Annotated in this window: 16 protein-coding genes; 10 read left to right on the forward strand and 6 right to left on the reverse strand. The window is 37.4% G+C overall.

Going from position 1 to position 17,474, the window contains the following annotated elements; genetic code table 11:
• Nucleotides 1–102 precede the first annotated feature (102 nt).
• The gene (ilvA, locus tag STRMA_RS08525) at nucleotides 103–1,353 is read left to right on the forward strand and encodes a threonine ammonia-lyase IlvA (protein ID WP_003079636.1); all 1,251 of its coding nucleotides are present in this window, start codon (nucleotides 103–105) and stop codon (nucleotides 1,351–1,353) included.
• 83 nt (nucleotides 1,354–1,436) lie between these two features.
• Nucleotides 1,437–2,324: an SPFH domain-containing protein gene (locus tag STRMA_RS08530; protein ID WP_003078846.1), complete on the forward strand. Its 888-nt coding sequence runs from the start codon at nucleotides 1,437–1,439 to the stop codon at nucleotides 2,322–2,324.
• A gap of 99 nt (nucleotides 2,325–2,423) precedes the next feature.
• On the opposite strand, the gene STRMA_RS08535 is transcribed toward STRMA_RS08530, so the two are convergent.
• The 6 genes from STRMA_RS08535 to STRMA_RS08560 all read right to left on the reverse strand — a co-directional run bounded on the left by STRMA_RS08535 (nucleotide 2,424) and on the right by STRMA_RS08560 (nucleotide 8,629).
• Nucleotides 2,424–3,056 (reverse strand): TetR/AcrR family transcriptional regulator, encoded by a 633-nt coding sequence (locus STRMA_RS08535; protein WP_003081095.1) that lies wholly within the window; start codon nucleotides 3,054–3,056, stop codon nucleotides 2,424–2,426.
• Between the two features lie 28 nt (nucleotides 3,057–3,084).
• Nucleotides 3,085–4,272, reverse strand: a complete 1,188-nt coding sequence (locus STRMA_RS08540; protein ID WP_003079409.1) for an ABC transporter permease — start codon at nucleotides 4,270–4,272, stop codon at nucleotides 3,085–3,087.
• The gene (locus STRMA_RS08545; protein WP_003081071.1) at nucleotides 4,269–4,991 is read right to left on the reverse strand and encodes an ABC transporter ATP-binding protein; all 723 of its coding nucleotides are present in this window, start codon (nucleotides 4,989–4,991) and stop codon (nucleotides 4,269–4,271) included. Before STRMA_RS08545 ends, STRMA_RS08540 begins: the two co-directional genes overlap by 4 nt.
• A 478-nt stretch (nucleotides 4,992–5,469) precedes the next feature.
• A complete protein-coding gene (locus STRMA_RS08550; RefSeq protein WP_003079505.1) occupies nucleotides 5,470–6,084 on the reverse strand; it encodes a VanZ family protein in 615 nt (204 codons plus the stop codon).
• 251 nt (nucleotides 6,085–6,335) lie between these two features.
• Nucleotides 6,336–7,076 carry an amino acid ABC transporter ATP-binding protein gene (locus tag STRMA_RS08555; protein ID WP_003081843.1) on the reverse strand — a complete coding sequence of 247 codons (741 nt, stop codon included), beginning with the start codon at nucleotides 7,074–7,076 and terminating at the stop codon, nucleotides 6,336–6,338.
• Complete coding sequence (locus STRMA_RS08560; protein WP_003080093.1) at nucleotides 7,076–8,629, reverse strand: ABC transporter substrate-binding protein/permease; 1,554 nt, start codon at nucleotides 8,627–8,629, stop codon at nucleotides 7,076–7,078. The genes STRMA_RS08555 and STRMA_RS08560 overlap by 1 nt, the downstream gene beginning before the upstream one ends.
• Nucleotides 8,630–8,776: 147 nt before the next feature.
• On the opposite strand from STRMA_RS08560, the gene STRMA_RS08565 reads away from it, so the two are divergent.
• The 8 genes from STRMA_RS08565 (at nucleotide 8,777) to sufU (ending at nucleotide 17,467) form a co-directional block, all read left to right on the forward strand.
• Complete coding sequence (locus STRMA_RS08565; RefSeq protein ID WP_003082365.1) at nucleotides 8,777–10,672, forward strand: DUF2207 domain-containing protein; 1,896 nt, start codon at nucleotides 8,777–8,779, stop codon at nucleotides 10,670–10,672.
• A gap of 74 nt (nucleotides 10,673–10,746) precedes the next feature.
• A complete protein-coding gene (locus STRMA_RS08570) occupies nucleotides 10,747–11,589 on the forward strand; it encodes an undecaprenyl-diphosphate phosphatase (RefSeq protein WP_003078591.1) in 843 nt (280 codons plus the stop codon).
• Nucleotides 11,590–11,773: 184 nt separating this feature from the next.
• The gene (gene mecA / locus STRMA_RS08575; RefSeq protein ID WP_003080418.1) at nucleotides 11,774–12,496 is read left to right on the forward strand and encodes an adaptor protein MecA; all 723 of its coding nucleotides are present in this window, start codon (nucleotides 11,774–11,776) and stop codon (nucleotides 12,494–12,496) included.
• 5 nt (nucleotides 12,497–12,501) lie between these two features.
• Nucleotides 12,502–13,662 (forward strand): glycosyltransferase family 4 protein, encoded by a 1,161-nt coding sequence (locus STRMA_RS08580; protein WP_040841657.1) that lies wholly within the window; start codon nucleotides 12,502–12,504, stop codon nucleotides 13,660–13,662.
• Between the two features lie 75 nt (nucleotides 13,663–13,737).
• Nucleotides 13,738–14,508, forward strand: a complete 771-nt coding sequence (sufC, locus tag STRMA_RS08585) for a Fe-S cluster assembly ATPase SufC (RefSeq protein WP_003080743.1) — start codon at nucleotides 13,738–13,740, stop codon at nucleotides 14,506–14,508.
• Nucleotides 14,509–14,543: 35 nt separating this feature from the next.
• Nucleotides 14,544–15,806, forward strand: a complete 1,263-nt coding sequence (gene sufD, locus STRMA_RS08590; RefSeq protein WP_003081781.1) for a Fe-S cluster assembly protein SufD — start codon at nucleotides 14,544–14,546, stop codon at nucleotides 15,804–15,806.
• 4 nt (nucleotides 15,807–15,810) lie between these two features.
• Nucleotides 15,811–17,040: a cysteine desulfurase gene (locus STRMA_RS08595; protein ID WP_003079905.1), complete on the forward strand. Its 1,230-nt coding sequence runs from the start codon at nucleotides 15,811–15,813 to the stop codon at nucleotides 17,038–17,040.
• Nucleotides 17,027–17,467, forward strand: a complete 441-nt coding sequence (sufU, locus tag STRMA_RS08600) for a Fe-S cluster assembly sulfur transfer protein SufU (protein WP_003082216.1) — start codon at nucleotides 17,027–17,029, stop codon at nucleotides 17,465–17,467. Before STRMA_RS08595 ends, sufU begins: the two co-directional genes overlap by 14 nt.
• The last annotated feature ends 7 nt before the right edge of the window (nucleotides 17,468–17,474 follow it).

Below are 17,474 nucleotides of genomic sequence, written 5' to 3' on the forward strand. Positions count from 1 at the left end.
GAGGATCAAGCGAAAGCGATTCTCTCTTTTTGTTTTGCTATTAAACTTTTGAGCTTTTTTTGTTACAATAATAGATAGAATATTTTGAAAAAGAGGGCCATTATGATTTCAGCTAAAGATGTTGTTGCTGCCAATAACATTTTAAGAGATGTTGTTGTTCGGACACCGCTTGATTTTGATCGTTATCTGTCGGAGAAATATGGGGCAACGATCTATTTAAAGCGTGAAAATATGCAAAAGGTACGTTCATTTAAAATTCGCGGAGCTTACTATGCTATCTCGCAATTAAAAGATGATGAAAAGATTAGAGGTGTGGTTTGTGCAAGTGCTGGAAATCATGCACAAGGCGTTGCTTATACCTGCAATGAAATGAAAATTCCCGCAACCATTTTTATGCCAGTTACCACACCGCACCAAAAGATTACTCAAGTTCAATTTTTTGGTGGCTCATTTGTGACGATTAAGTTAGTGGGCGATACTTTTGATGCTTCTGCTCAGGCTGCTCAGGATTTCACTAAATCTGAAGGAATGACTTTTATTGATCCTTTTAACGATACAAATGTCCAAGCCGGCCAAGGGACAGTAGCTTATGAGATTTATGAACAAGCACAGGAAGAAAATGTCAGTTTTGATAGTATTATTGTTCCTGTTGGCGGCGGAGGGCTTATCGCTGGTGTGGCAACTTACATCAAGGATGCTGCTCCTGAAATCAATGTGATTGGTGTGGAGGCTATGGGAGCCCGAAGCATGCGAGCTGCTTTTGATAAGGGACATCCTGTAAAACTGGAAAAAATTGATAAATTTGCAGATGGTATTGCTGTCCAAAGAGTTGGTGAAAAGACTTATGAGGTGGCCCGTCAAAAAGTAGATCAGCTTATTGGTGTTGATGAAGGTTTAATATCAGAAACTTTGATTGATATGTATTCTCGTCAAGGCATCATTGCTGAGCCTGCCGGAGCTGCCAGTATTGCAGCATTAGAGGGAATGAAGGAAGAAATTAAGGGTAAGACAATCGTTTGTATTGTTTCTGGAGGAAATAATGATATTAACAGAATGCAGGAAATGGAGGAGCGAGCCCTTATTTACGATGGTGTCAAACATTATTTTGTCGTTAATTTTCCTCAACGGCCAGGAGCTCTACGCCAATTTGTAAATGATATTTTGGGACCAAATGATGATATTACGCGTTTTGAGTATATTAAGCGTGCTAATAAAGGGACTGGCCCCGTTTTGATTGGTATTACCTTATCAGATAAAAATGATTATCAAGGCTTGATTGAGCGCTTAGGGGCTTTTGATCCAAGCTATATTAATCTTCATGGCAATGAGAGTCTCTATAATATGTTGGTCTAAATTGCGCTTGTTAGCAGTTAGCAGTTAGCAGAAGGTTTATGTTTATAATGTAGAAAAAATAATAAAAGTAAGGAGTTTTAGCTATGGGAATTTTTATTTTTTTATGCCTCGTTTTACTGTTTGCCATTATTCTTATTTCAAGCGGTCTTTATGTTGTGCGGCAACAAACCGTTGCTATTATCGAACGGTTTGGCCGATATCAAATAACCTCAACCAGTGGTATCCATCTACGGCTGCCTTTTGGTATTGATAAAATTGCAGCACGTGTCCAGCTGCGCTTGCTGCAAACAGAGATTATTGTAGAGACAAAGACCAAAGATAATGTTTTTGTAACACTTAATATAGCTACTCAGTATCGTGTTAGCGAGCAAAATGTAACGGATGCTTATTATAAGCTGATGAAACCTGAAGCCCAGATTAAATCATATATTGAAGATGCTTTACGTTCATCTGTTCCTAAATTAACGCTTGATGAGCTTTTTGAGAAAAAAGATGAAATCGCTCTTGAAGTTCAGCATCAAGTGGCTGAAGAAATGTCAACCTATGGTTATGTTATTGTTAAAACTTTAATTACAAAGGTTGAACCAGATGCTGAAGTGAAGCAGTCTATGAATGAGATCAATGCTGCTCAGCGTAAACGTGTGGCTGCTCAGGAACTAGCTAATGCTGATAAGATTAAAATTGTTACAGCGGCTGAGGCTGAAGCAGAAAAAGACCGTCTTCATGGTGTAGGTATTGCCCAGCAACGTAAAGCTATCGTAGATGGTTTAGCAGAGTCAATTTTAGAACTAAAGGGAGCGAATGTGTCTTTATCAGAAGAACAATTAATGTCTATTCTTTTGACCAATCAATATTTGGATTCCCTCAATACATTTGCTCAGCATGGCAATAGTTCTATCTTTCTTCCGGCAAGTCCAGAAGGAGCAGAGGACATGCGCACACAGGTCTTATCTGCTTTAAAGGCAAATTAAGGAATTGGTTTAATGTAGGACTGTCTATCAAATAAATCCATAATAAAAGTCCCAGCTTTTATTCGTAAAAGCTGGGAACTTTTTGTGCAGCGCTAATGTTTAAGTTGTTAAAAAAGTTAAGATTTGTTTTTCAATTAATTTTAAATCCTGTTCTTCAGACGAACTGGCTATATTTAAAATAAAGCGTTGGGCAAAGTAGGCAAAAAGCAAACCAACATTGGTTCTAATGACCTCCATTTCAGTCAAATCAGGGTTAATTTGAGGGTTGTTTTGTTTCAGTGTCTGCCAATAATCTACAAGATCACTTGTGATAGATAATTGAATATTAACGAGAAGGGTATTTCGCAACTTTTTGTTTACGAGAGCTTCTTGTATGAGAATCTTAATGAGATCAGCATTTTGTGCTAAAAACTGAAAACGATCCTGAACGATGAAATGGATAGCCTCTTTTAGATGGGTATACGTTTTTAATTGGGGAAGAAAAGCCCTTTTTAATTCGGGGATCATGGGCTGCATAATTTCCGATAACAGATCGCTTTTGGTTTTAAAGTATTTAAAAATAGTAGCTTGACTGATATCAGCTTTTTTTGCAATTTGAGCTGTGGAAGTTCCGCTATAGCCTTGCTGAGAAAAGAGTTCAATAGCAGCAATCAATGTCTTCTTTTTTCCAGCGGGCATTTTGTGATGCTCTAACCAGTCTTGATAGTTGTGTAAAATATTATTGTCTTCCATACTTCCCCTCACATTTATTTTACTATCATTATACCTTGCGATAACGTTTAAGTCCAATAATATTAAGAACTGTCAAGATGATTAAGAAAAGAAAGAGAACAAATAAATCGGATTTTAGATCGAAAATGCTAGTACCATGCAGAATAATTTGAGATAAAGCATGTCCAGCATAATAGAGAGGGAGAATTTTTCCAAAAGATTGTACCCAATCTGCCATAGAGCCTAAGGGAATAATGCCTGAGAAAAATATTTGCGGAACAATAATAAGAGGGATAAATTGCATCATTTGAAATTCAGACTGTGCCAAGGTTGACAGTAATAGTCCAAATGACAGAGCAACAAGGGCAAAGAGGATATTGACCGCAATGACGTCTCCAATGCAGCCAAGAACTTCTATGTTTAAAAGCCAAATTGTTGAAAAAACGATAACGGCAGTTTGAAGTGCTGCAATCATGCCATAAGATAGCATATAACCAAAGACAATATCTGAGCGTTTGACTGGAGTGGCTAAGAGACGGTCAAGTGTTCCTGTTGTGCGTTCTTTCAGTAGAGCCATGCCCGAAATAAGAAAGACGAAGAAAAAAACAAAGAATCCCATCAAGATTGGTATCATTTTAATAAAGAAAGTAGTATTTTTGTTGCCATAAACATAATTTTCAAAAAGGTTTGCCTGACTTTGTTTTGTAGGAATCTGTTTGGTTTGATTGCTTTTAGGGCTGTTATTAACTGTTTGATTTTGAACAGCAGTGTTTCCAGCAATTTGAGCTTGTGCCTTCTGAGCTGCTTTGGCGCTTTCTTGCTGGGCTTTTTTGAGGTTTTGGATTAATTCTTGAATTTGGTTTTGTTTCAGAGTATTTTTAATAACCTGACGGGTTAGATTAGTTTTGCTGGAATCTGTGTTAGCATAAGTAATGCTATAATTTTTCCTATCTTTATAGACGAGGACTGCATCAACCCTTTCTTTTTTCAAAGCTTTATTAGCAAGTTTTTCTTTTTTGTATACTTTAATCTGAATGTGTTTAGTATGATCTAATGACTTTGTAATGCTGCTTGGGACTCTAACAGAAGCTAGTGTCACATTAGTATCTGTACTAGCAGAGAAAGTAAGATTTAAAAGCCACATAATAAAAATAGGAGCGATAAACAGTAAGGCTAATGATCGCTTATCTCGCAATAGTTCTGTTATTACTTTTTTTGATATGGCTAAAATTTTCATACTAATTCTCCTTCTGCTTTTAGGAAAACATCCTCAATAGAATGGGCGCCATAATTTGCTTTTAGCTTAGCAGGACTGTCAAAAGCTATGATGTTACCATCTAGCAGCAAGCCAACTTTATCTGTTAATTCAGCTTCGTCCATGACATGTGTCGTCACTAACAGTCCAACTCCTTCTTTTTTTAGTTGGCGCAACTCCTGCCATACTTTTCGCCGCAGAGCAGGATCTATGCCGACAGTTGGTTCATCAAGGATAAGAAGGCGAGGATTTCCTAAAAGTGCAATCGCTAAAGACAGACGTCGTTTCATTCCCCCAGAATAACTTGCGACTGTTTTGTTAAGGTGTTCAGATAAATCAACAAGTTGGGCAGCATGATCAATGGCTGTAGATATTTCTGCTTTAGCTAAACCTTTCATTTGAGCGAAAAATACCATATTTTCGAAACCAGAAAGTGTTTCGTAGAGAGCGTCAGATTGTGCCATATAGCCAATTTCGCCTAAAATATGCCGGTTTGGCATATGATGGTTGAGAACAAGAGCCTCTCCTTCATCTGCTTTTTCCATGCCAAGCATCGTTTTAATCAGGGTTGATTTACCTGCACCAGATGGGCCAATTAAGCCAACAATTTCACCAGCTATTAAACTAAAATTAATACTCTTGAGAACAATTTGGTGATTAAAGCTTTTTTGAAGATTTTGCAGAGCTAATAGTTTTTCCATAAGGACCTCCTTTGATAGGTGATTAATTACTCACCTACATACAAATTATATTATAGTGAGTGGATACTCACTTGTCAAGAAAAATTCTTTAAATATTTTTGATATCAACAAAAAATACAGACATAAAACTTTATGTCTGTAATCATAAAAATTTGAGCCTTATAAAGTGAATTATCAAAACGAGGCTGGAACCAAAGTTCTTGGCCTCTTTGATTTTTTTCAGTTATTTGAAGGACATAAGGAGTTGGGTGAATTTCTGTTGACATTAGTCAGCCTAGAATTTCCCTTCTGCACAGTTCATAAGTTGCTTTAAGGCCAATGAACTGTTGCTTAAGCAGGATCTATTTAGCTGATCAATTACCCTTTTTATGCGAGCAAAGCGAGCTCCAAACGAGACTTTTCGCCGTGATAAAAGAGAGTGGGACAGACAGCCATGATTGCTGCGCATTCACTCTCTTTTATGTTTAAAGCAATCTTATTATTTGCCAATCTGGTTTTCTTTGTTGATAATGTGATTTTGGATCCAGGTTTTTAAATAGGTATAGCGGAAACAGCTGCCGATTATGATACTGAGCAAATTGAGGGTAATATCGCCTAAGTCAAGAACACCTAAATGAAAAACATATTGACAGCTTTCTATTAGTACAAGCCCTAACAAGGTTAAACTGAGGTTTAACTTTGTGAGTGAAAAAAGAAAGCCTAGGGGGATGAACATAACTAGATTCATGAAAGGAACGAATCGGCTTCCGTGACTTATATCCCTAATAAAAGAAAGCGGATTAAGTATTAGTCCTTGACTGCCAATGTTTTTTAAGAAAAGAAGATAGATAAGCGTTAAACCATAAACCATGTAGCAGCTAATGATAGTTGTATTTTGTATTTGCCGTGTCTGACAAAATTTTAGAAAAACATAGGTAAAATACGTTAAGATGAAGGTAATGATGATATTAAGCCCCAAAGCAAAACTAAGACCATAATTAGAGATGTAGTGTGAGTAACTGATTAGAAAGTGGTCATAAAACCATTTTGAAAGGATAAAGGAGAAAAAGACAATTAACAGGTTTTTTGTGTCATATTTTTGATGAGTAATCATGGCCAGCCCTCCTTTAATTGATGATGTTATATTATAACTAAGAAAACTTATACTTTTTTTAACTCAACTAAAAAAACTGCGGGAGCGCAGCATTCCAACTCCCACAGGCCTGTAAACTTAGTGATTTCATTTTATCTTGACTTATTTATACAGTAAAAAGGAAAGGGTAAAAGACCGTTAGGGCAGCAAAGATTTATGACAAATAAAAGCGATCTTGTTCAATCTTGTCAGTTAAGAGAAAGAGACTTGCTTTATTTCAAAAAACGCTGCAGAAAGCTTTTTGTCCGCTCTTCCTTAGGAGCTTCAAAGATTTGTTCAGGTGTTCCGCTTTCAGCAATAAGACCTTGATCCATAAAAATAATGCGATCTGATACATCACGAGCAAAGTCCATCTCATGAGTAACAATAAGCATGGTTAATCCTGATTTAGAGAGATCTTTAATCGTCTTTAAAACTTCATTAACCATTTCGGGATCAAGGGCAGAAGTCGGCTCATCAAAGAGAATTGCTTCTGGATTAACAGATAAGGCACGTGCGATAGCAACGCGTTGCTTTTGTCCCCCTGACAGTTGATTAGGCTTAGCCTTCCAGTACTGTTCGGTCATACCGACTTTGTTAAGATTTTCTTGAGCAATTTTTTCAGCTTCAGCATGATGGCGCTTGAGAACAGTTGTTTGAGCGACAATAGCATTCTCTAGAACATTGAGGTTATTGAAAAGATTGAAAGACTGAAAAACCATTCCTAGGTTTTCCCGGTATTTAGTTAAATCATAATTTTTTTCTAAAACATTTTGTTTATGATAGAGGATTTGGCCGTCCGTTGGTTCTTCAAGGAGGTTTATAGAACGTAAGAGAGTTGACTTACCTGATCCCGAAGAGCCAATAATGGAAATAACTTCTCCTTTTTTGACGGTCAAAGAAATATCTTTAAGAACTTCATTTTTTCCAAATGATTTTTTTAAATGCTTAATTTCTAAAATAGTATCTGACATTAATCTGCGTCCCCTTCAATTTTAGTATAGTTGTCTTGATCCATTTTTCTTTCAACCAAACGAAGAATGCGGGTTACTGTAAAGGTCAAAATAAAGTAAATAACAGCAATAATAAAGAATGTTTGGAAATACTGATAAGTCTGTGTAGCGACAGTATTGCCTGAGAAGTAGAGTTCTACAACAGAGATAACGTTCAGTACAGAGGTATCTTTGATATTAATAACAAATTCATTGCCGGTTGCTGGCAGAATATTGCGGATAACTTGCGGTAAGACAATTTTGCGCATGGTTTGTCCATGTGTAAAACCAAGTGCTGTTGCAGCTTCAAACTGTCCTTTATCGACTGCGAAGATACCGCCACGGACAATTTCACTCATATAAGCACCAGTATTGATAGAAACAATAAAGATAGCTGCCAGTGTGCGGTCAAGTGAAATTCCAAAAGCTTGTGCTGTACCGTAATAAATAACCATGGCTTGTACTATCATAGGAGTTCCGCGAAAGACTTCAATGTAAATATTCAAAATCCAGCCAAAGATTTTTTGCAGCCAAGCAAGAACGATATTTGAAGCTTTAGGTGCTGTGCGATAAACACCAATGAGAAGGCCAATCATTAAACCGACGATTGTACCAATAATGGAAATAAGCAAGGTGATACCTGTACCGCGTACAAGAGCTTTCCAATTATTTTGCAGAATTTTAAGAACTTGATCGAAAAATCCAGATTTCTTTTCTGTATCGTTCTTTTTATCTTGACTAGGCTGGAGCGGAATCATCCTGTTCATGAGAGCTAATTGCTCCTTTAAAGGAAAGTGGGCAAGGCTGGCATTGACTTGACTGATGCGTGTATCACCTTTACGCATACCAACAGCGATAGCAACATCAGAATCAGCAACTTTGAACCCTTTCTTTAAAGAAATTGCCTTGAAATCTGGATTGGCTTTGGTTGAAGAAATAGCTTCAGGGCGTTCTGAGATATAAGCATCAATAACATTAGAAGCTAATGCTTGGCGCATTTGAGAAAAGTCTCCCATAGCAGTTTCTTGAGAAACATTTGGAATTTGGCTGATGAGGTTATAAAGGTAAACCCCTTGCTGGGAAGTTACTTTAGCACCTGAGAAATCTGCCAATTTCTTGGCCTTAGCATATTTACTGTCCTTGCGCACAACTAAGACAGGCTCGCTTGTATAATAACGGTCTGAAAAGGCTATCTGCTGTTTACGTTCTTTTGTGGGGCTCATGCCGGCAATAATCATATCAATTTTACCTGAGGTCAGAGCAGGTACAAGCCCATCCCATTTTGTTTTGACAATTAATGGCTTTTTATTCATTGAGCTGGCAATTTTTTTAGCCACCTGTACATCATAGCCGTTGGCAAATTGGGAAGTGCCTTCAATTTTAACAGCTCCGTTTTTGTTGGTATTTTGAGTCCAGTTAAAAGGAGCATAGGCTGCTTCCATCCCAATACGTAAATAATCATCTGCTTGAGCACTTGATATGCCTATAAAAAGCATAAATACAGCTGCAAAACAGGTAAAAAATGTCTTTTTCATCAGAGACTCCTGTATTCATTTTTTCTTAATTATTTTACAGTAAAAAGAACTGTATTTCAATATTATTGCGTTAATAAGAAAAAGGTATCTTCAATGGGGGAATTTATGATAAAATAAGTATGAAATTTTCAAAATTGAGGGAAAAGAATGAAAAAAATTCTAGCTTGTTTAATACTTTGTTTTTCTTTACTGGCAACAAACCTTGTACAGGCAGATGATATAGAGTATAGCGTCAGTCTTTATAAAGGAAAATTGACTTTGCATCAAGATAATACAGCTACATTTCAGCAGGACATTGTCTATGATTTTGACTCTGCTTACAATGGTCAATATGTAACGCTAGGGACAGCAGGCAATGTTCCTAAGGGTTTTAGGGTAGACAGAAACCCTGAAGTCAGTGCCTATGGAGTTCAAAAGGGCAATTTGAAACCACGTTCTATTACTAGGCAGGTGGAGAAAGTGTCAAAAGGCTATCGTGTTAAAGTCTATAATGGCGGCAAAAGCGGTGATCGAGTTGTCTTATCTGTAAAGTGGAAGCTGCACCATGTGACAAAGCTTTATTCTGATATTGCTGAGCTGAACTGGAAGCCTGTCAGTGATTGGGAAACTTCCTTAAAAAAAGTTATTTTAACAGTGAAAGGACCGACAGATTCTTTGACTAACAGTAAATTGTACGCTCATACAGGCTACTTTAAAAAACAACCTCAAGTTAGCCGAAAAGGGAATCAGTATCGTATTAGTCTGAATAATTTGGGCGAAGGTAAACCTTTAGAATTGCATGCTTATTGGCAGCGTTCAGATTTTACTGCTGCTAGTGACTCCTCAAGCAAGAAGCTTCAGAAATTTCAAGCTTTAGAAAAGAAAATTGCACAAAGGCAGAAATTCTATCCGCTGCTTGTTGGAGGCATTCTGCCATTAGCTATTTTTATGCTTTTGCTGATTTCTCTTGTTTTGTATTTGACTTGGAAGAGTGTCCTTGGACAAAAGAAGACTTCTAAGCGGCTGCATTTATTTGCACCTCCAGAAGACTTACCTCCTCTTGTTTTAGCGCGTTATGTCTATGGTTTAGAAGTCAAAGAATTGTCTCCTTTAGCATCAAAACATAAGCGTTATGACTTAGGCTTTAAAGAACTAATACAAGCTGGTATTTTAGATTTAGTTGATCAAGGAAAAATTTTAATCTCAGATGATCAAGCTTCCTTTGTTGTTTCGGATCCAAATAAGCTAGAAGCTTATGAACAGAGTTTTCTTACCTTTGTTTACGGTAAGGAAAATATGCCTATTGACAGTGCTTTTGCAGATTATAAAGTGGATAAAAGTATCTTTAAGGGTGGCAGTGAAACTGAGGTACGCCAGCGTGGCCAAAAAATTCTTGACTTATTTAAAGGCCGTATGGACAGTTTAGATAAGGCTATTGAAGAAAAGATTGAAGAATTGGGATTGGTGAGTGTTCATAGGCAAAGGACAAAAGAAGAAAAGAGACTATTAGGCCTTGCTTATCTATTTGTTGTTCTTTCTTTTCTCTCAGCTCTTGGACTAGGGATTTTTGCTTTGGTCAAAGGTTACTGGTTAGGCTTAGGAGTCAATGCTTTAATAGTTCTTTTGTCTCTTATTTTCTGTGTTTCCTATTATACAAAGGATGACTATTACAAGGTTTCGGGTATTCTTACTGAAGAAGGCCTAAGTTTAAAGCAGGGTTGGGATTCTTTTGAGAATATGATCCGAGATATTAAAAAATTTGATAAAGTTGAGCTGGAAGGGATTATCGTTTGGAACCGTATTTTGGTTTATGCTACTCTCTATGGCTATGCAGAGCGTATCCAGAACTATCTCAAACTGAATCGTATTGAACTTGAAAATCCACAAATGACGACTTATCTTGATGTTAATTCTAGTTATTATATAGGACTGTCAACTGCTTATTTATCAACCTATACATCGACTGCCACAAGTGCTTCTAATTTTTCAGTATCATCTGGCAGTTCAGGAGGCAGCGGCGGCTTTTCTGGCGGCGGCGGAGGCGGCGGAGGCGGTGCCTTCTAAAAAATCTTGCCTGCGCTTGCTTTATTCAGCTGATAAAAGTTTAAGTTTTGATAATCAGGTATAAAGGAGAAAAAATGCTTATCATTGAAATTATAAAAGCTATTATCTTTGGTGTTGTAGAAGGTATCACAGAGTGGCTGCCAATTTCCAGCACTGGACATTTGATTTTAGTTGAGGAATTTATCAAGTTTAAGAATGCAAATGCAGCCTTTACTAATATGTTTAATGTTGTTATACAGCTGGGTGCCATTTTAGCGGTGGTTGTGACTTATTTTGACCGCTTAAATCCCTTTAAAAGGGGAAAAACAGCGCGCCAAGTACAAATCACTTGGCAGCTGTGGGCTAAGGTTATTATTGCAGCCTTTCCAGCAGCAGTAATAGGTTTGAAGCTAAATGATTGGTTGGATGCTCATTTTCAATATTTTGTTCCTGTGGCTATTATGCTCATTGTTTATGGTATTGCTTTTATCTATGTTGAAAAGCGCCATAAAAACATTGAACCTCAAATAACCAGTCTTGAACGTATGCCCTATAAGACAGCATTTTATATTGGCCTCTTTCAGGTGTTATCCTTAATTCCAGGAACCAGCCGTTCAGGAGCAACGATTCTTGGTGGTATTTTAGTAGGAACCAGTCGGGAAGTAGCAACAGAATTCACATTTTTCCTTGGCATTCCTATTATGTTTGGAGCTAGTTTGTATAAAATTTATAAATTTGTGAAATCAGGAACTATTTTAATGGGCAGTCAATTTTTGATTTTATTAGTCGCTATGGTAACGGCGTTTGCTGTCAGCCTTTATGTTATTCGTTTCTTAACCGATTATGTTAAAAACCATGATTTTACTTTCTTTGGAAAGTATCGTATCGGTCTTGGTCTGCTCTTGATTGCTTATTGGTTAGTAACTTTCATTTTTTAAGTTTTTCTTAAAAGATAATATTTATGAGAGCTTAATTCCGCTTTTTTCTTGTTGGGCTGAAAAAAGAAGTTAGAATTCATTTCTTTGAAAGAATGGTATTTTTCCTTCCTTTTGTTTCTTTAAAATTGAAAAATAACGGCTTTTTCTGTATAATGAATTGACTACTCGCAAAGAGGTAATAACAATGAAAATGAAACAAATCAGTGAGACAACACTAAAAATCACTATCAGTATGGAAGATTTAGAAGAAAGAGGAATGGAATTAAAAGATTTTTTAGTTCCGCAAGAAAAAACAGAAGAATTTTTCTATGCTGTTATGGATGAATTGGAGCTGCCGGAGAATTTTAAAGACAGCGGTATGCTGAGCTTTAGGGTGACACCAAGAAATGATAGAATTGATGTTTTTGTGACGAAATCAGAGATCAATAAAAACCTCAATCTCGAAGATTTATCAGATTTTGAGGATATTTCAAAAATGTCACCGGAAGATTTTTTTAAAACTTTAGAAGAGACGATGCGTGAAAAAGGGGATGCAGAAGCGCTTGACAGGCTGGCGGAAGCTGAAAAGCAAGATGAAGAGAGTGCTGACAAGGAGCAGCCTGAAGAAAGAGAAAATTTGGATTATATCCATTTTGTTCTTGATTTTCCTAATGTCCAATCAGCAGTAAATTTTGCCAAAACAGTAGATTATGAGGTAGAAGCTTCTGAGTTTTTTAAGTCGCAAGATGCTTATCATATGACTATTTTGTTGAATCTTGAAAATAAACCTGATTATTATGCCGATTTAATCTTTGCAAAGATGCTGGAACATGCTGATAAGGGAACAAAGACACGTGCCTATCTCTTAGAGCATGGCGTTCAAATCATGGTGTCAGATGCCTTAAAAGAATTACAAATGATTGGATGAGGTAAATAATGCCGCTTACGCTGAAATACGTTCTTGTACTCATTGCAACTTTTTTGCTGTCTCTTGTTTTAACGCCTTTAGTAAGATTTTTATCTTTTAGAATCGGTGCAGTGGATAAGCCTAATGCTAGAAGAATAAATAAAGTTCCTATGCCAAGTGCAGGGGGCTTGGCCATTGTCATTTCTTTTACCCTGTCCACCTTAGTTTTTATGCCTATGATTCTAAAGACCCATATTTGGGGGCAATCTTACTTTGACTATATTTTACCTGTTGTTTTAGGATCCTTAGTTATTGCTGTTACAGGGTTTATTGATGATATTTATGAGCTGTCTGCTAGATTAAAACTATTAGGTATTTTAATAGGAGCTGTCCTAATTTGGTTTTTGACAGATTTTCGGTTTGATAGTTTTAAAATTCCCTTTGGCGGGCCTATGCTTCATTTTGATCCATGGCTTAGCTTTCTCTTAACAATTTTATGGGTTGTCGCTATTACTAATGCGGTGAATCTTATTGATGGTTTAGATGGTCTTGTCAGTGGTGTTTCCATCATTAGTCTGACAACAATGGGCTTGATTTCTTATTTTTTCCTATTTGGGACAGATATTTTTTTGACGATGACCATTTTTGTTCTGATATTTGCTATCGCCGGTTTCTTTCCTTACAATTATCATCCTGCAATTATTTATTTAGGGGATACAGGTGCTTTATTTATAGGTTTTTTAATAGCAGTTTTATCACTGCAGGGGTTAAAAAATGCTACTGCTGTAGCAGTGGTAACACCTATCATTGTTTTAGGTGTTCCAATCGTTGATACAGCTGTTGCTATTATTAGACGGACCTTGTCGGGTAAAAAATTCTATGAACCTGATAATATGCATTTGCACCATAGGCTTCTTGCACTTGGCTTTACACATAGAGGAGCTGTATTGGTTGTTTATGGCATTGCGATGTTTTTCTCCTTAGTTTCTTTATTGTTGAATGTATCTAGTCGTTTGGGAGGTATTTTACTGATGGCTGGTGTTGCTTTTGCCTTAGAAATTTTTATTGAAAGTTTAGAAATTTGGGGACCAAAAAGGACACCGCTTTTTAAGCTCCTAGCCTTTATTGGCAACAGTGATTACCGTCAGGAAGTAATCACTAAGTATCGTAAAAAGAATAAAAAATAATATTTAAAACAAGAAGAAAGTCCATTTGGACTTTTTTTGTTATAATGATTATTAACAAGAGGAAAGGAGAGTACAATGTCTGTACTAGAAATAAAAGACCTTCATGTTTCTATTGAAGATAAAGAAATTTTAAAGGGTGTTAACCTCACCTTGAAAACGGGAGAAATTGCAGCCATTATGGGACCAAATGGAACTGGGAAATCTACTCTATCAGCAGCCATTATGGGGAACCCTATTTTTGAAGTGACTCAAGGAGAGGTTTTGTTTGATGGTGAGAATATTCTTGAAATGGAAGTTGATGAACGAGCTCGTTTGGGATTGTTTCTTGCCATGCAGTATCCATCTGAAATTCCGGGTATTACCAATGCTGAATTTATCCGTGCAGCCATGAATGCCGGCAAAGAAGATGATGAGAAAGTGTCTGTTCGAGACTTCATTACGAAATTAGATGACAAAATGGAGTTGCTAGGAATGAAGGAGGAAATGGCAGAACGCTATCTTAATGAAGGCTTCTCAGGCGGAGAGAAAAAGCGCAATGAAATTTTACAATTGCTGATGCTTGAACCTACTTTTGCTCTTCTTGACGAAATTGATTCAGGACTTGATATTGATGCTCTTAAAGTAGTTTCAAAGGGCGTTAACGCCATGCGCGGAGAAGGCTTTGGGGCTATGATTATTACGCACTATCAGCGTCTTTTAAATTATATTACACCAGATGTTGTGCATGTGATGATGGAAGGACGTGTTGTCCTTTCAGGTGGACCAGAGTTAGCGGCTCGTCTTGAAAAAGAAGGCTATGCTAAGATTGCTGAAGAACTTGGTCTTGAATATAATGAAGAAGTCTGATTTGTAACTTCTGATAGAATTGAAAGGAGTAACAAATGACACAAGAAACTATTTTAACTTTTTCGCAAAAAAAAGCGGAGCCCGCATGGCTTAGAAGTCTTCGTTTGGATAGTTTTGATAAAATAGAGGAGCTGCCTCTTCCTAAAATTGAACGTGTTAAATTTCAGCGTTGGAATTTGGGAGATGGGACGATTGCAGAAAGTGAAATTTCTGCCAATATTCCTGATTTTACAGAGCTTGGAGAAGGAGCAAGACTTATCCAAGTAGGAACGCAAACAGTATTAGAGAGTTTACCTGCAGAGCTTGCTCGTCAGGGAGTGGTTTTTACAGATTTTTACTCAGCTTTGGCAGAAATTCCAGAAATCGTGGAGACATATTTTACGACAGCTGTTAAGCCCGATGAAGATAAATTATCAGCCTATCACACAGCGTATTTCAACAGCGGTGCAGTACTTTATGTCCCCGATAATATTGAAGTTGATTTTCCTATTGAGGGAATGTTCTACCAAGACAGCAGTAGCGATGTTCCTTTCAATAAACATATTCTAATTATAGCTGGACGTCATTCAAAAATTAATTACTTGGAACGTTTTGAAACCCTAGGAGAATCCTCTGTTGAAGCGACTGCTAATATCACTGTAGAAGTCATTGCACAGGCAGGAAGTCAAGTGAAATTTGCAGCTATTGATCGCTTAGGTGCAAATGTGACTACCTACATTAGCCGCCGCGGGCGTATTGAAGATGATGCTTCTATTGACTGGGCTCTAGGGGTTATGAATGAAGGAAATGTCATTGCTGATTTTGACAGTGACCTAATTGGAAATGCCAGCCATGCAGAGCTTAAAGTCGTCGCTGCTTCCAGCGGACGTCAAATACAAGGTGTAGATACTCGTGTGACTAATTATGGAAATAATTCAGTAGGCCATATTTTGCAGCACGGGGTGATTTTAGAACGCGGGACCTTAACTTTTAACGGTATCGGCCATATTATCAAAGGAGCTAAAGGAGCAGATGCTCAGCAGGAGAGCCGCGTACTTATGCTATCGGATAAAGCCAGAAGTGATGCTAATCCTATTCTTTTAATTGATGAAAATGAAGTAACAGCAGGACACGCCGCTTCTATTGGTCAAGTTGATCCAGAAGATATGTACTATCTGATGAGCAGAGGAATTGATCAAGAAACAGCAGAACGCTTAGTTATCCGGGGTTTTCTTGGAACGGTTATTACTGAAATTCCTGTTAAAGCTGTGCGTGACGAGATGATTGCTGTCTTGGATGAAAAATTGGATAAGAGATAAGATAATGATATTAGATAGTGAAAAAATCAGACAAGACTTTCCTATTTTAAAACAGGATATCAATGATGAACCTTTAGTTTATCTTGATAATGCTGCTACTACGCAAAAACCACAGCAAGTTTTAGCTTGTTTGAATGATTATTATCAGCAGGATAATGCCAATGTTCATCGCGGTGTCCATACTTTGGCTGAACGTGCAACAGCCAAATATGAAGCTAGCCGAGGCAAGGTCCGAGATTTTCTTAACGCTGGATCAGTCAAAGAAATCCTCTTTACGCGTGGAACAACGACTGCTCTCAATTGGGTAGCGAAATTTGCTGAACAGGTATTGCAACCGGGAGATGAAGTCCTGATTTCAATTATGGAGCACCATTCTAATCTTATCCCCTGGCAGGAAGCTTGTCGAAGGAAGAGAGCAAAACTTGTCTATGTTTATCTCAAAGATGGTCAGCTCGATCTAGAAGATTTTAACAATAAGCTGACTGCTAAAACAAAATTTGTTAGTTTAGCGCATGTATCTAATGTGTTAGGCTGTATCAATCCTGTCAAAGAGATTGCAGAGCTAGCGCATTGCTATGGTGCGTATGTAGTTGTTGATGGGGCTCAGTCAGTACCGCATATGCCTATTGATGTTCAGGATTTAGACTGTGATTTTTTTGCCCTTTCAGGTCATAAAATGCTAGCTCCTACTGGTATCGGTGTTCTTTATGGCAAGGAAAAATTACTTGAGCAAATGTCTCCTATTGAGTTTGGCGGTGAGATGATTGATTTTGTGTATGAGCATGAAGCTAGTTGGAAGGAGCTGCCTTGGAAGTTTGAAGCAGGAACACCTAATATTGCTGGAGCTATTGCCTTTGGAGAGGCTATTGATTATCTCATAAAATTGGGAATGGAACAAGTACATGCTCATGAACAGGAATTAGTAGATTATGTTTTACCCAAATTACAGGAAATAAGGGGATTAACTGTCTATGGTCCGGCTGATACTGCTAAGCATACAGGCGTTATTGCCTTTAATCTAGATGGCCTTCACCCTCATGATGTCGCTACGGCCCTTGATTATGAAGGCGTAGCTGTACGTGCAGGCCACCATTGTGCGCAACCCTTGATCAATTATTTAGGTATTCATTCAGCAGTACGTGCAAGCTTTTACATATATAACACAAAAGAAGATTGTGATAAATTAATAGAAGCAATTTTTAAAACAAAGGAGTTCTTTAATGGCACTCTCTAAATTAGATAGTCTTTATATGGCGGTTGTCAGTGATCATTCTAAAAATCCGCATCATCATGGTTTTTTAGAAGATGTCAAACAGATTAATTTAAATAATCCTACCTGCGGGGATGTCATCAGCTTATCGGTTCAATTTGATGGTGATACAATATCAGATATTGCCTTTGCAGGGGAGGGCTGTACGATTTCTACAGCTTCTTCAAGCATGATGACAGATGCCGTTATTGGCAAGACTAAAGAAGAAGCCCTTGAACTGGCAGAAATCTTTTCAAAAATGGTTCAGGGTGAAAAAGATGAACGTCAAAAAGCATTAGGAGATGCAGAATTTCTTGCGGGAGTCTCTAAATTTCCGCAACGTATCAAATGTTCAACTCTGGCATGGAATGCCCTCAAAAAAGCGATTGAACAAGAAGAACAAAAACAATAAAGAAAGG

It is taken from the genome of Streptococcus macacae NCTC 11558, from assembly GCF_000187995.2.
GTDB lineage: Bacteria > Bacillota > Bacilli > Lactobacillales > Streptococcaceae > Streptococcus > Streptococcus macacae.

Coding starts and splice junctions, on each gene's coding strand:
- ilvA (WP_003079636.1), top strand. CDS start 103: ATGATTTCAGCTAAAGATGTTGTTGCTGCCAATAACATTTTAAGAGAT.
- STRMA_RS08530 (WP_003078846.1), top strand. CDS start 1,437: ATGGGAATTTTTATTTTTTTATGCCTCGTTTTACTGTTTGCCATTATT.
- STRMA_RS08535 (WP_003081095.1), bottom strand. CDS start 3,056: ATGGAAGACAATAATATTTTACACAACTATCAAGACTGGTTAGAGCAT.
- STRMA_RS08540 (WP_003079409.1), bottom strand. CDS start 4,272: ATGAAAATTTTAGCCATATCAAAAAAAGTAATAACAGAACTATTGCGA.
- STRMA_RS08545 (WP_003081071.1), bottom strand. CDS start 4,991: ATGGAAAAACTATTAGCTCTGCAAAATCTTCAAAAAAGCTTTAATCAC.
- STRMA_RS08550 (WP_003079505.1), bottom strand. CDS start 6,084: ATGATTACTCATCAAAAATATGACACAAAAAACCTGTTAATTGTCTTT.
- STRMA_RS08555 (WP_003081843.1), bottom strand. CDS start 7,076: ATGTCAGATACTATTTTAGAAATTAAGCATTTAAAAAAATCATTTGGA.
- STRMA_RS08560 (WP_003080093.1), bottom strand. CDS start 8,629: ATGAAAAAGACATTTTTTACCTGTTTTGCAGCTGTATTTATGCTTTTT.
- STRMA_RS08565 (WP_003082365.1), top strand. CDS start 8,777: ATGAAAAAAATTCTAGCTTGTTTAATACTTTGTTTTTCTTTACTGGCA.
- STRMA_RS08570 (WP_003078591.1), top strand. CDS start 10,747: ATGCTTATCATTGAAATTATAAAAGCTATTATCTTTGGTGTTGTAGAA.
- mecA (WP_003080418.1), top strand. CDS start 11,774: ATGAAAATGAAACAAATCAGTGAGACAACACTAAAAATCACTATCAGT.
- sufC (WP_003080743.1), top strand. CDS start 13,738: ATGTCTGTACTAGAAATAAAAGACCTTCATGTTTCTATTGAAGATAAA.
- sufD (WP_003081781.1), top strand. CDS start 14,544: ATGACACAAGAAACTATTTTAACTTTTTCGCAAAAAAAAGCGGAGCCC.
- STRMA_RS08595 (WP_003079905.1), top strand. CDS start 15,811: ATGATATTAGATAGTGAAAAAATCAGACAAGACTTTCCTATTTTAAAA.
- sufU (WP_003082216.1), top strand. CDS start 17,027: ATGGCACTCTCTAAATTAGATAGTCTTTATATGGCGGTTGTCAGTGAT.